The sequence below is a fragment of the Gilliamella sp. LMG 34362 genome, from assembly GCF_984569125.1.
Map to the genome: position 1 here is coordinate 1,722,334 of NZ_OZ474902.1, position 13,915 is coordinate 1,736,248.

The 13,915-nt window shown below is 31.4% G+C and carries 15 protein-coding genes and 2 tRNA genes; 3 read left to right on the plus strand and 14 right to left on the minus strand.

Annotated features, from left to right (window positions below):
* The first annotated feature begins 125 nt into the window (after window positions 1-125).
* Together AC5LWZ_RS07950 and AC5LWZ_RS07955 are read left to right on the plus strand one after the other, a co-directional pair.
* Window positions 126-1,337, plus strand: a complete 1,212-nt coding sequence (locus tag AC5LWZ_RS07950; protein WP_198220414.1) for an MFS transporter — start codon at window positions 126-128, stop codon at window positions 1,335-1,337.
* A gap of 585 nt (window positions 1,338-1,922) precedes the next feature.
* On the plus strand, window positions 1,923-2,474 hold the full coding sequence (locus tag AC5LWZ_RS07955; protein ID WP_493463432.1) for a TetR/AcrR family transcriptional regulator: 552 nt from the start codon (window positions 1,923-1,925) through the stop codon (window positions 2,472-2,474).
* A 253-nt stretch (window positions 2,475-2,727) separates the two neighbouring features.
* On the opposite strand, the gene AC5LWZ_RS07960 is transcribed toward AC5LWZ_RS07955, so the two are convergent.
* From AC5LWZ_RS07960 to erpA, 14 genes are all read right to left on the minus strand, one after another.
* Entirely contained in the window at window positions 2,728-3,186 is a 459-nt protein-coding gene (locus tag AC5LWZ_RS07960; protein ID WP_493463433.1) for a hypothetical protein, read from the minus strand.
* 251 nt (window positions 3,187-3,437) lie between these two features.
* A complete protein-coding gene (locus AC5LWZ_RS07965) occupies window positions 3,438-3,929 on the minus strand; it encodes a hypothetical protein (RefSeq protein WP_493463434.1) in 492 nt (163 codons plus the stop codon).
* A 148-nt stretch (window positions 3,930-4,077) separates the two neighbouring features.
* On the minus strand, window positions 4,078-4,236 hold the full coding sequence (locus AC5LWZ_RS07970) for a hypothetical protein (RefSeq protein ID WP_493463435.1): 159 nt from the start codon (window positions 4,234-4,236) through the stop codon (window positions 4,078-4,080).
* Window positions 4,223-4,534 carry a hypothetical protein gene (locus AC5LWZ_RS07975; RefSeq protein ID WP_493463436.1) on the minus strand — a complete coding sequence of 104 codons (312 nt, stop codon included), beginning with the start codon at window positions 4,532-4,534 and terminating at the stop codon, window positions 4,223-4,225. Before AC5LWZ_RS07975 ends, AC5LWZ_RS07970 begins: the two co-directional genes overlap by 14 nt.
* 324 nt (window positions 4,535-4,858) lie before the next feature.
* Entirely contained in the window at window positions 4,859-6,919 is a 2,061-nt protein-coding gene (locus AC5LWZ_RS07980; protein WP_198200114.1) for a BglG family transcription antiterminator, read from the minus strand.
* Window positions 6,920-6,970: 51 nt separating this feature from the next.
* Window positions 6,971-7,609: a beta/alpha barrel domain-containing protein gene (locus AC5LWZ_RS07985; protein ID WP_065651934.1), complete on the minus strand. Its 639-nt coding sequence runs from the start codon at window positions 7,607-7,609 to the stop codon at window positions 6,971-6,973.
* 18 nt (window positions 7,610-7,627) lie between these two features.
* Window positions 7,628-8,509 carry a 4-hydroxy-tetrahydrodipicolinate synthase gene (gene dapA / locus AC5LWZ_RS07990; RefSeq protein WP_198220417.1) on the minus strand — a complete coding sequence of 294 codons (882 nt, stop codon included), beginning with the start codon at window positions 8,507-8,509 and terminating at the stop codon, window positions 7,628-7,630.
* Window positions 8,503-9,099 carry an SIS domain-containing protein gene (locus tag AC5LWZ_RS07995; protein WP_198220418.1) on the minus strand — a complete coding sequence of 199 codons (597 nt, stop codon included), beginning with the start codon at window positions 9,097-9,099 and terminating at the stop codon, window positions 8,503-8,505. Before AC5LWZ_RS07995 ends, dapA begins: the two co-directional genes overlap by 7 nt.
* 75 nt (window positions 9,100-9,174) lie before the next feature.
* Window positions 9,175-10,434: a PTS ascorbate transporter subunit IIC gene (ulaA, locus tag AC5LWZ_RS08000; RefSeq protein ID WP_065578058.1), complete on the minus strand. Its 1,260-nt coding sequence runs from the start codon at window positions 10,432-10,434 to the stop codon at window positions 9,175-9,177.
* Between the two features lie 17 nt (window positions 10,435-10,451).
* Window positions 10,452-10,742, minus strand: a complete 291-nt coding sequence (locus tag AC5LWZ_RS08005) for a PTS sugar transporter subunit IIB (RefSeq protein ID WP_065578057.1) — start codon at window positions 10,740-10,742, stop codon at window positions 10,452-10,454.
* Entirely contained in the window at window positions 10,735-11,199 is a 465-nt protein-coding gene (locus AC5LWZ_RS08010) for a PTS sugar transporter subunit IIA (protein ID WP_493463437.1), read from the minus strand. Before AC5LWZ_RS08010 ends, AC5LWZ_RS08005 begins: the two co-directional genes overlap by 8 nt.
* Before the next feature lie 501 nt (window positions 11,200-11,700).
* Window positions 11,701-11,776, minus strand: a tRNA-Gly gene (locus AC5LWZ_RS08015).
* A 17-nt stretch (window positions 11,777-11,793) separates the two neighbouring features.
* A tRNA-Leu gene (locus AC5LWZ_RS08020) sits at window positions 11,794-11,881 on the minus strand.
* A gap of 201 nt (window positions 11,882-12,082) precedes the next feature.
* Window positions 12,083-12,421: an iron-sulfur cluster insertion protein ErpA gene (gene erpA, locus AC5LWZ_RS08025; RefSeq protein ID WP_034914816.1), complete on the minus strand. Its 339-nt coding sequence runs from the start codon at window positions 12,419-12,421 to the stop codon at window positions 12,083-12,085.
* Window positions 12,422-12,579: 158 nt separating this feature from the next.
* Between erpA and hemL the strand changes: the two genes are divergently transcribed.
* Window positions 12,580-13,872, plus strand: a complete 1,293-nt coding sequence (gene hemL / locus AC5LWZ_RS08030; RefSeq protein ID WP_493464193.1) for a glutamate-1-semialdehyde 2,1-aminomutase — start codon at window positions 12,580-12,582, stop codon at window positions 13,870-13,872.
* Window positions 13,873-13,915 lie beyond the last annotated feature (43 nt).

The window sequence follows — 13,915 nt, forward strand, 5'->3', positions numbered from 1 at the left end:
AAACTGAAAATAAAATTTTTTAGGCTGAACAAATTTTACAATAACCTAAAAATAAACAATAGAGTACAAATAAGGAATAGGACAAATGGAAAATGTTAAAAATAAAAAAATAATGGGAAGAGAAGATGAATAAATTACTAATTCATAAGATTTCTTATTCAAATTTATGTGCGCAGTTCTCCGAACAAATAATAATAGCAGTACTGCCGATTATAGCTGTGTTATCTATGAATGCTTCAGCAGCTGAAACAGCTTTTATACAAATGATAAATACTTTGCCTTTTCTATTACTCTCTATTCCTATGGGAGTAATTGCAGATAGAGTATCAAGAAAAAAACTAATGATCCTAATAGAAATAGTTCGAGCAACGGCTATATTTCTATTATTTTATTTGACGTTCTCTGGAAGTCTATCAATCAATAAAATTGCATTATTTGGTTTTTTTATAGCCATGGGTACAGTTATTTACAGTGTGGCAAGTCCGGCTTTAGTAGCATCTTTCATCATAAAAGAACAACTGATTAATGCCAATAGATCAATAGAAATTGCCAAAAGCGTGGCTTTTACTGCCGGGCCAGCTTTAGGTGGTATTCTTGCTAGTTATTTATCTGGCGGGTTAGCATTCATCTTAGCTTTTTTACTCTCTATAGTAAGTGCTATTTTTCTGATATGTTTACCTAAGGAACCACTTTTAAAAAAATCTGGAAGAAATATACTTCAAGAACTTTGTGATGGTTTGATTTTTTTAGTTAAAAATAAATATCTTATGCCAATAACTATCACGGCTTTTGTATTTAATTTATCGCAATACTTGTTATTATCAATTTTTGCTTATTATGTTATCAATAATCTATCCTTTACTTCTTTTGAAGTTGGAGCTTCATTAAGTCTAATCGGTTTAGGAATGTTAATAGGCTCATTTTTATACAAAATTATATCGAAAAAAATAAATTTTGGTTTTCAACTGACTTTAGGACCTATATCTGCTTTTATTGCCTCCATTTTGATGTTCTTAACCATTATATATCATTCCAAATCACTAGTTTTTATTGCTTTTTTCCTTTTCGGGTTTGGGCCTATTATATGGACTATATCAACAGTATCACTAAGACAACTAGTCACACCTAGTAATATGATAGCTAAAGTATCATCGGTGATCATGACAGTTACATTTGGAGCTCGGCCTTTGGGAGCTGCTTTAGGTGTGTACATAAGTGCAAATTTAGGTGTTAATGCTTGTATTTCTGCAGTTTTAATCGGTTTTTTAATTCAGTTGATCATCATTCTTTTTTCAAAACCGGCCAAATTAAACAATTTATCTGATGCAGAAGAATAAAAACTGTATTAATTAAATAATAATATTATAGAGGTGAGCAATGTCCAATATTTTGGCCGTGCTCACTAATCAGACCTTAAATTTAATTACATCCACAGGACTCTAGTTATCAATTGAAATATAAGACTACCTATTATATTAACTCTCCTACAAACTAGCTTAATGTACGTTCTCCGACCAAAGCTAACAACACTTTAGAATGGTATTATAACCAATTAATTTTAAAAAACTAATTTAACAAAAACGGTAATTAATGCCTAATTCTGGATTAGGCTAATGGCTGCTGAAATAACGCCAATAAAATTACATAACTTGCTACAAAAGGTGCATCATAAATGGTGTAATGTGTAAATTGGCTAAAAATAATAAGGAATATTATAGAATCAAAATCAATAACTAAATTTTGCAATAATTCAATATTTTTAGATTTTGGTGGCAACTTTTACTTGCTGAAAAAAAATGATTTCATTATTCTTTTATCCTATTAAATGAGTAAAATATATGTACAACGCCGAGAAATGAACAACTTTGCACACTTTTATATTGGTACAGATCTGTTCATATATCAAACTATTTGGATCAAAAATGAAAAAAACACCTAAATTAATAGCGGATACAGCTGAACAACTCTTTTATCAAAAAGGGTTTGCTAATGTCGGTGTTGATGAGATACGAGACCAATCAGGTTGCTCTAAAACAACGCTATATAAACATTTTGGTAATAAAGATAACTTAATTTTTGAGGTTTTGAAGATAAGGAATTTGCGCTTTCAACAAGATCTTAGCACGGCGATTAAAGATCTCGACCAAAATAATGCAATCATTCAGATATTCAAATGGCACCTAACTTGGTTTAAGCAAGATAATTTTAATGGCTGTTTATTTATAAGAGCAAGCGAAGAGCTTCATCATGATCAGGCTATCAAGCAACTAGCAATTGAACATAAAGAATTCATTCGTCAACTCATTAGTCAACAACTCCCTCAAACGCCACTACATATAACTTTAACTAACCAATTAATGGTAGTATTAGAAGGATTACTTAATATTAGTGTTGTCTACAAAGATGATAAAACACTTTATGATGCGATGATTAATGATAGTTTTGCTTTAATTACCAATCTTCTTGGTAACTAATAGGTAAACATACTCAATTTTATAGCTATTCAAGTAATGATGAATGTGAATAATAAATTAGAATCTACTGAAAATATTATCAATAATTGAGCTAAATAATATCGAATAATTATTGATTAAAGAAAACGAATCTTATTCAAAGGATAAAAACAGTTATTTTGCATATTTTTATTAGCCAACAAATATGCAAAATTTTACAATTTAATTTATATCTATTACTTTCAAAGCAGTATTAAGAAAATCCTAAAACATTTTATTCATTATAGAGTTTATAGCTTTTTATCCCTTTATCGATCGTTTCTTGATAATTGCTAATATCATATTGTTTAGCATTAATAATCGATGAACATCTATTATGCGGAAATAATAGATAACTATAATCTAAACTTAAATCTTCTCTACCTTTTTTTTCATTATCTTTTATTTGAGCGTAAATATTATCCATTTCTTTTGGGGCTTCGTTATCATCAAGATAATCTCTAGACATACCCCAAAACGCTGATAAAGAATATGTCATTGCTGGCATTTGCTCTAAAAAATCTCTATAACATTGTGCATAAATTTCACAATATGAATAATGATTAGCTTCACAATATCTCGTTGCTTCAGTAGTTACAAAATATCGCATGCTCTTATCTATATCACCATAAATACAACCAGATAATAATATTACTGTTGCTAAAAGAGAAAAACTGTAACCTAATATTCTCATAAATAAATCCTAATTATCCAATATCATCTTGATATGTCCTTATTTAACTGTTTTTATAGCATATTCTAAATTAATCGTATAATTGCTAACAAATTTTTGATATTTTTGTGGAGTTTTTTTAAGATCTGTAATTATAATCAACACAATTATTAATCTAACGTCCAGCATTGGTTGCTTTAGATTGGTTAATGATTTCTAATTAAAGCGTTCAACTCAAATAATATTAATACTTTTTTATATTAAAATTCCTATTACATATCTAAATTTTTCATTATTATTTTGCTTTTCTTTTCGTACAACATTTTATCAATATGATAATGATGACGAGTAATATCATATGATTTAGCATTAATTATTGAGGAGCATTGATTATGAGGATATAACATAGCGCTATAATTGAAAATAGAATTTTTATCACTCTTTTCTTCACTATCTTTTAATTTAGAGTAGATGATATCCATTGGATTTTTCTGCATATTAAACGTATTTTGTTCCGATTCCGGCATGATATTAGATAGTAATTCGAGTGTATATTGTGCGCTTTTATTTAATTGATTGAAAATATTGATATAGCATTTGCTATAGATTTCACAGTAAGAATAATTGTTAGCCTGACAAGATTCAGTCAATTTATCCTTAATCTCAATTCCAGCTTTTTCCTCTAACTTTTCATGATTTGAACTACATGCACTAAGTAATAACAATGGTGCTAGAATAACAATTTTACACCTTAATATATTCATTTTAATCTCCGTTTAAATTTTCATCCTTTGCCGAAAGGATGAAAACAGTTATTTCCCTAATTTTTATTAGCCAACAAATATGCAAAATTTTACAATTTAATTTATATCTATTATTTTCAAAGCAGTATTGAGAGAATCCTAAAACATTTTATTCATTATAGAGTTTATAGCTTTTTATCCATTTATCGATCGCTTCTTGATAATTGCTAATATCATATTGTTTAGCATTAATAATCGATGAACATCTATTATGCGGAAATAATAGATAACTATCATTTAAACTTAAATCTTCTCTACCTTTTTTCATTATCTTTTATTTTAGCGTAAATATTATCCATTTCTTTTGGGGCTTCGTTATCATCAAGATAATCTCTAGACATACCCCAAAACGCTGATAAAGAATATGTCATTGCTGGCATTTGCTCTAAAAAATCTCTATAACATTGTGCATAAATTTCACAATATGGATAATGATTAGCTTCACAATATCTCGTCGCCCCAGTAGTTACAAAATATCGAATGCTCTTATCTATATCACCATAAATACAACCAGATAATAATATTACTTTTGCTAAAAGAGAAAAACTATAACCTAATATTCTCATAAATAAATCCTAATTATCCAATATCATCTTGATGTGTCCTTATTTAACTACTTTTATAGCATACTCTAAATTAATCATATAATTGCTAATAGAATTTTGATAATTACGTAACAGAGAGAGGCGTAGAAAAAATACAGAATTTGAATAGCAACGGAATCCTTTAATAACTTAACTTTAAACTTTTAAATACAAATATCGATCGTTCATTGATCCAATATTACCCACTATATAAAAATGATTTAGGGCATATTTTTAGTTATTGTAGAGTAAAGCGCCCTTAAATAGTTATAAAAAATGTTGAGGAGCATACTTTTATCGAATTACTTAAGGAAATCGAGATCTTATAAATGTCAGAATATCGTTTGCTTGAGTTGCAGTGTTTAATATTTCATAAAAATCGGGCATCTCAAGCAAAGCAACCAGCTCTGACATTGCGTTAATATGGCTGGTTTTATTAACTGCTGCTAAAGTAAAAATATATTGCGTGGGAATTTTATCATTCTTAAAAATAATTGGTTTTTTCAATACCGTTATACTTAACGACAGAGAGTTAACACCATCTTCTGGTTTAGCATGAGCAAGAGAGACATTTTTGGTTATCAAAAAACTTGTTCTATTTGAATTAACATTTTCAATAATTTTCTCTATGTAACTTCGGTTGATATAGTTCTTTTGTAATAATGGCAATGCAGCTGTAAATAAGGCACTTTGCCAATCGTTAGCAGAGACATTTATTTGAATCAAATCTTCTTGGATCAAATGGCGAATGCCTAAACTTTGATTTTCTATCGTGGTATTTTTATCTGTTTTATAAAAATACTGATAAAGCTCTTTTTTAATACCATTTTCATTGGAAATTGTACCGTATTTTTTAAAAATATCGATCAAGTCAGTTATCTTCGGATAGGTCAAATAAGAGTTAATTTGCGAATAAACGCGCTCCAGCAATAAATACTCTTCTTCATCGGACATGATTGGCGATACGATAAAAAACGGTTTATTTTGGTTATAAAAAACCAAATTATTTACAGTACTAAAGATTATATCGAAAAAATTGGTCAGCTCTAAGGCTTCTGCAGTTTCCATTGGCCCTAAAAATAGAAAATCAGGGAAAAGAAACTTTAATCTATTATAGACAATTGAAGAACTGCCAATACCATTTTGACAAATAATTACGGCAACGATTTGCTGATTAGTTGATATTTTATTTTCGTCTAGAATTGCCGCAAAATAGATGGTTAAAAAAGATATTTCATCATCTGGAATATCATTATTAATGATCGGATAGATAACTTTTAAGGTTTCTTTTACAATCAAAAATAGTTTATTAAACTCTTCTTTTACTTTATCTAAAATTGGATTAATGATTGGCAAACGAAAAAGTATTCGGTAATACGCGGGTCTAAAATGGCTATAGAGTTTTTTCGAAATATCATCATTGTTATCAAATTTTATGCCTAAAAGCTGCTCAAATCTCGATAGAATAATTTGTACAATATTTAAAATCAGCTCCTGATCTACCGTCTTTATATCACGATTGCCAACTGAATTGCCCAGTAGTAGAGAAGTTAGGTATTGTACTTCATAAGTGTTATCATCTATTTTATATAATTTCAGCAATTCTGATGATATATGATACTCTTTCAACTTTATTATGATTTTATTTGGCATTGAAATAACAGGAATATATTCCAGTTTTTTAGCCATTCTAGGCAATAGGAATATCACTGTATAGATAAATTCTTTTTTCCTCTTTTCACCTAATAAAATTTCATTTTTTAGCATAATTTCATTGATATCGTTTTTGATATCAAGGTAGTCAACCTTCTCTTGGTTTAAGAAAAGATCATATAGGAATGTATCATCTAAATTATTGGATAAATCTTTGAGTAAATTTTTTAGAAAAAAATTACGGATCGATAATTCATCTCCAACTAACGAATAACCTTTTTCTCTAGTATAAGTGATTAAAATATCTTCGGAACTTAATAAAAGTTCTAGCTGTTTGATATCATTGTTTAAAGTTGTTTTACTAATATTTAATGCTGATAAAAAATGTAATGAAGAAAGATAAGTATTTACGTGATAGAGCAACATTAAAAAAATATATTTTTGTCTTTCCTCTGTTGAAAAAATATAATTTTTGCCAATTTTTCCGTTAATTAAATTCTTAATTAGAAACGCTTTACTTTTATCAGGCAAAGAGTAATACAGGGCATTTTGAACAACCACACTTTGTTCATTTGAAGAGAGGTATGCATTAATTTTTAAAATTGAATAATGTAATTGTCGTTTAGTTATATTCAATAAATTCAATAAATACTCCTGATCACAAGATTTTTCAATCAAAGTTAGGATAATTTTCTTTGAATTTAAGTCAATCATACCTTCTTCCTTACTAAAAATATCAATGAATTACATAATTTATTAGTAATATCACGGATGTTTTTCCTTATATTTTTTTAATGCATTTGCAAGGCTAATTGCATTTTTACTTATTTCCTCAACCGATCCTTTAGTTAATAAGGAACCAATACCAATACATTCAATATCCGTATTTAGCCAATCATCAACATTTTCTAACGTAACGCCACCCGAAGACATAATAGGCACATAAGGCATCGGTGTTTTAATGATATTAACTAAAGATTTGCCATAATAATTTGAAATAGGAAAAGCTTTGATCATAGCAGCACCATTCTCTAAAGCCGTGACAATTTCTGTCATGGTGGTACAACCAGGCATATAGGGTATTTGATAACGATTGCATATTTTGCATACTGCTTCACTATAATTAGGTGCTATGATAAATTTGGCGCCAGCAAGAATTGCTAATCGGGCGGTTTCACTATCCAGTACTGTCCCTGCACCGACTAAAATTTTGTCACCATATTCTTGGTTAAGTTGCTGAATTATTTGCCCAGCGTTATTGTTTGTGTAACTAATTTCTACACAATCAATACCACCGGCTAAAATACCCTCGATGATTTCTTGAGCTCTTTTGAATGTTTCAACTCTAGCTATCACTAAAAATTTACTTTGTTCTAACCGAGTAAGTATATTGGTTTTAAACATGATAATTCCCCACTCTATTTATAAGTGATAATAGTTTTTTATCGTATTGACTATGTCTTGGTTATCATTTGGATTCGTGACAGGTAAGACAGGTAATCGAGGTACGCCAACTTCAATACCAGATAAAGATAAACTTTGTTTAAGAACAGAAGGAATGGAAGCATATTTTAAAATCCGGCGAAATTCTTCAAGAGATTGTTGCCATTGTTCAGCTTTATCTAAATTACCGGCAATAAATTGCTTATATATTTCAACATTGTTGGTGGTTAGTAAATTAGATGTAGCTGAAATAGCACCAGTAGCACCTATTTTCAATGCTTTTAGGATGAGGGAGTCAGAACCAGAAAGAACTGAAAACTCATCTCGAGATGTGTTATCTATATAGCCAGCAATATTATTAATATCACCACTACTATCTTTTATACCAATGATATTACTGATTTTAGACAGTTTAGAAACTAGCTCAAAGGATAAATTAATTCCGGTATTTTTAGGTATATTATAAAGTACTATTGGAATAGCAAGGTTTTCGGCAATCATTTTATAATGATTATATAATTCATTTTCTTTCAATAAAACAAAGTACGGCGTAATTACCGATAACGCATCCACCCCGACAGCTATCATATGCTTACCCAGTTTAATGACTTCGTCAGTGGAGTTACCACCAGCGCCAGCATAAACCGGAACTCTTTTAGCCACTATTTCTACAACTATTTTAGCAAATTTAATTTTCATATCATTTTCTATAACATGAAATTCGCCATTGGTTCCTAATACAAAAATACCTTGAACACCATTTGCAATTAATTTTTCAATTAAAATTTCTGTTGTTTTAATATCAATATTTCCAGAGGATTCGAATGGTGTAACCATTGCAGTTATAATTCCATTTAACATACTTTCTCTCCTCTTATAGAAGCACCTAAACTGCCACCTGGATGCCACTGATAATACATATTTTCGGTTAAACCTACGGATTCTTGAAGTTTTATTGATAAACACTGTAAAATAATGACTTCAGCAAGTATTGATATTCGCGGAGGTTTATTTAAGTTGTCCCCTTCTTGTTTTACTCCAGCAAATAAAAATATGTCACAGTGTTGAGCTAACCAAGAATTGTTATTTCCCGCAACACCAATAATTTTTGTACCTAGTTTTTGCAAAGTACAAATTGCTTTTTTTAACTCTTCAGTTTCACCACTATTGGAAATCGCAATCACGATATCACCAGGTAAAACTTGCCCTGCCGAACCATGAATAGTTTCAGTTCCATCTAAAAAATAAGCAGGTATTCCTATTGATGAGAATAACGAAGCAATATAATGAGCAACATAAGAAGGTTTACCGATTCCTGTGACATGTACCCGACTACCTTCATTTTTTTTGCTGATAATTAAATCCTTTGCTTTATTTAAATTTTCTTCACCAATATATTTAATATATTCTGACAATTCCGATTTGATACAATCAATATATTTTTCTAACATACAATTCCTCTACTTACTCAATGATTTGAAAAAGATGATTACTTTTCAAATCATCTTTAATCAAACCCTCATACATTACATGGTGAAATGAAGTATTTTTTCCAACAAAATACCAACAACGTTGTAGTCAATATTTGGGAAGGTTGAGCCTTCTATTCCCATATTGCCAAATATCGGATATAAAACGGTAGGTAAAAAGGCTAACAAGAGTCCAACCACAAAAGAACCTAACATAGCGCCACGCCAACCACCTGTTGAATTACCAAATACACCTGCGGTACCACCAGAAAAAAAACAGATATGAGCAGCAGGAATAATGACAACTGGAAAATCCAATGCAACCATTATGGTTACACCAACTAAACCAGCAGCATAAGAACAAAGGAAACCGATAATTACAGCCGTTGGCGCAAAAGGAAATACAGTTGGGACATCCAACGCAGGACGTGAGTTTGGAATGAATTTTTCAGAAATAGAGACGAATGCTGAGGTGATTTCTGCTAAAAACATTCTTACACCAGTCATTAAAATTGACATTCCTGCAGTAAAAGTAAATGCTTGAATGAAAGGAAATACTAACCAATGCACTTTACCAGCTAATCCTTGAGTAAAGGTCTCACCTGCTTTAAATGCTGAAATATAGAACAAGACGAGCATAACAACTGCAACGCCCATTAAAAAATCGCGGAAGAAAGATAACCATTTAGGGAAATGAATATCTTCAGTTGTTTTGTCGCTATATTTGCTAAATACTTTACCTAATAAGCCAGAAAGTGCATATCCAAACATATTAAAATGACCGATTGCTTGCACATCGCTGCCAGTAATTCTTCGCATGAATGGTTGACATAATTGTGGCAATGCACTTGAAGCGAAACCTAAAATCGTTCCACCGATTAAAATGGCTGCAGTATTAGATAAACCATAAGATTTTAGGATTAGTGATAATACACAAGCAAAGAATAGACTATGGCCAGTGGTAAAGAAAATATTTTTAAATGGTGTGATTCTGGCAAAAACTAAATTCATTGCAAAACCTAATATTAGCGTAACAGAAGTCACTAAAGCATATTCTGTTTGCGCCATACCAGCAGCTGCTTCTGGTGATGCAACGATACCAACAATATGAAAACCTTCTTGAAATAATTTATTGAAATTTTGTAGAGCACCTGTCATAAGAGCGCCACCAGCACTAAAAATTAAAAAACCAATGGTTGTTTTAAATGTGCCAGTAAAAACTTCTACCAACTGTTTCTTTTGGGCTAATAAGCCGACAAAGGCAACTACGCCAAGTAAAACAGCTGGAGTGCTAAGAAAACTAATTATAAAATCCATTTTAGACCTCTTATCAATTAAATTAATCCATCTTCTTTAAGCGCAAGCTCTAATTTTTCTTTTATTTCATTTTTATCCATAATATTTTTGATTCCGATAATACGTTGTGGAAGATTCTTCTTTTCTAAATCTTCGGCAACGTCAGGTAACGTAATGATATATTTACCATTAAATCCAGGAACACCATCTAATGAAGAGTGCTCAAGGGCAATTGGAAAGGCATTTTCTTTGATGACTTCATTCAATTTAATTTTTAACATTAAACTTGACCCAACTCCTGCACGGCAGGCAACTAATGCTTTAATCATTTTCTATACTCCTCTCAAAGTTTTCTAAAAAATCTATAAAATCGTGCGGCTCTTTTACATCTTGTATAAAAGCTAAAAATTTCTCATCACTAAACAAAGATGCTAATTCTGATAATGCGGATAAATGTTCATCTCCGGTTGGTGAACTTAAGCTGAACAAAAACTTGACTGGGTCATTGGCTGAGTTCCCTGAAACGATAGCGTTCTTCAGTCTGGTAAATCCTATAGCAAGTTTTTTAGCGCCAGAATCCGATGGAGCATGAGGAATGGCAATATTTTTGGTAATGACAATATAAGGACCAATTTCTCTTAATATAGAGATAACTTTCTCGACGTAATCTGTCGTAACAGCTTCATCAATAACTAATGGTGACATCGCTAATTCTATTGCTTCCTCAAAGCTACTAGCTTCAATATCAAGTTGAATATAAGAAGCTTTGATAAGTTTAGTTAACAAAGATTTTCTCCTTTTGCAAAATCCATTTCAATTTGATTATACGAAGGCCTTGATATTAGACAATGATTATTGGGATTACTTTTTGTTGAGAAAAAACAAATAAAAAACAAAAAGTGACTCTTAAAAATAAAAAATAGATAACCGGAGATAATGACGAAGAATTTTATTGTTACAGACAAAACATCAAGTCATTCAAATTTGTCTGGATTGTGCTTGATATTGATTGATCATCTATAACTAAGAGAAGATTAATTGCAGAATAATAACAGAATAACCAACGTTCTTATGTGATATTAAAATAATAGAATCGCTTTGTTAGAGAACTTTTTATGTTTAAATATAAGCAAAAATTGAGAATTACTAGTCCAATATTATTGTAGAATCGAAGTTATTGACACCAAAATTATAGAATCAACAATATTTCGATAATATTTTAAGGGAAAATGTTGGATAAAATAACTGAAACATTTCTTTATTATTGAATTTTTTGATATTTGAAATTGGAGCGGGAAACGAGGTTCGAACTCGCGACCTCAACCTTGGCAAGGTTGCGCTCTACCAACTGAGCTATTCCCGCATGAGAAGTGTTTTAAATGGTGCCCGGGGCGAGACTTGAACTCGCACGGCCAAAAAGGCCGAGGGATTTTAAATCCCTTGTGTCTACCGATTTCACCACCCGGGCTCAAAACTGAGTTCCGAAAGGTAACTGCGTTTTGGATGCTGTGCATTTTACCGATCTTAATTTTTACGTCAATAGAAAATTTAAAATAATTGTCTAATTGCTCAATGTTTGTCACATTTAAGGGAATTTTTAATCAATTCCCTTAAAATTCAGTTTTCCTAGGATTAAGAATCAAAAATTTGATTAATAATCTGACTTAAATTAAACGCTAAATGAAGAACCACAACCACAAGTAGTCGTTGCATTCGGGTTATCGACGACAAATCGTGAACCTTGTAAACCTTCAACATAATCTATGGTGCCACCAACTAAATATTGCAGACTCATCGGATCGATAACCAAAGAAACACCATTTTTTTCGATAGCGAGATCGTCTTCATTTACTTTTTCATCAAATGTGAAACCATACTGAAAACCACTGCAACCACCACCAGTTATATAGACTCTCAATTTTAGATTCGGATTTTCTTCTTCTGTTACTAGAGATTTAACTTTATTTGCTGCCGCATCAGTAAAGTTAATTGGTAACGCATCGCTCATTTTATTCTCCTACTTTTATTACTGTTATATTATATACCTTTGAAAAAAGAAAATACAAAACGAAAACGTCGATTAGATAAATTTGTGTTAGCTAGCTTGAATTTAGCTTAATTTTGTGAATAAATACCACAACCTTAATTATAGAGATAATCATGATTATGCATAACACCTTTAAATCTGAAAAACTTTACCGTGAAGCATTAGCTTTTATGCCTGGTGGTGTTAACTCACCTGTACGAGCCTTTAATGGGGTTGGTGGTACGCCATTATTTATAGAAAGAGCTGATGGTGCTTATATTTATGATGTAGATCAAAAAGCTTATGTTGATTATGTTTTATCGTGGGGGCCGATGATTTTAGGACACAATGACCCTGATGTTGCCAATGCTGTTATTAATGCGGTACGCAATGGATTAAGCTATGGTGCGCCAACTGAGATTGAAACTAAAATGGCCAATCTAGTGACTGAGCTGATGCCATCTATTGAGATGCTGCGTATGGTGAATTCAGGTACTGAAGCGACTATGAGTGCTATTCGCCTTGCTCGGGGTTATACTGGCCGTGATAAAATTATTAAATTTGAGGGGTGTTATCATGGTCATGCGGATTATTTATTAGTTAAGGCTGGATCCGGAGCACTAACTTTTGGTCACCCTACTTCACCCGGTGTTCCTGAAGATTTTGTTAAAAACACTTTAGTTTGCGATTATAACGATTTAGAATCCGTCAAAAAACAATTTGAGCGGTATCCCAACGAAATAGCTGCAATAATTATTGAACCAGTTGCTGGTAATATGAATTGTATACCAGCTAAAAAAGCGTTTTTACAAGGATTAAGAAGCTTATGCGACAATTATGGTGCATTACTTATTATTGATGAAGTAATGACAGGTTTCAGAGTTGCTTTAGGTGGTGCTCAAGAATACTATGGCGTTGTTCCTGATTTAACTTGTTTAGGTAAAATCATTGGTGGCGGAATGCCGGTCGGTGCTTTTGGTGGTCGTTCGGAAATAATGCAAAAATTAGCACCAACTGGCCCAATTTATCAAGCGGGAACGCTTTCCGGTAATCCAGTTGCAATGGCGGCCGGTTATACTACTTTGAAAAAATTGATGGATGTTGGTATTTATCAGGAATTAGAAGAGAAAACTTCTTACTTAGTTAATGGCCTGTTATCTGCTGCAAAACGTTTCAATGTTCCTTTTATTGTCAATCATGCCGGAGCTATGTTTGGTTTTTTCTTTACAAATGCTGTAGAAGTGAGCAGTTATAAAGATGTTATGAATTGTGATATTGAATTATTCAAAAAATTCTATCATCATATGCTCGCTGAAGGTGTTTATTTTGCACCATCAGCTTTCGAAGCAGGTTTCATGTCACTTAGGCACACAGATAAAGAAATCAATCATACGATTGATGTAGCTAGTCATTTTTTTAAAAATTTAAGTTAAGTTGATAAAATAAAGTAATTTATACCCATAGCGATTAAAATTT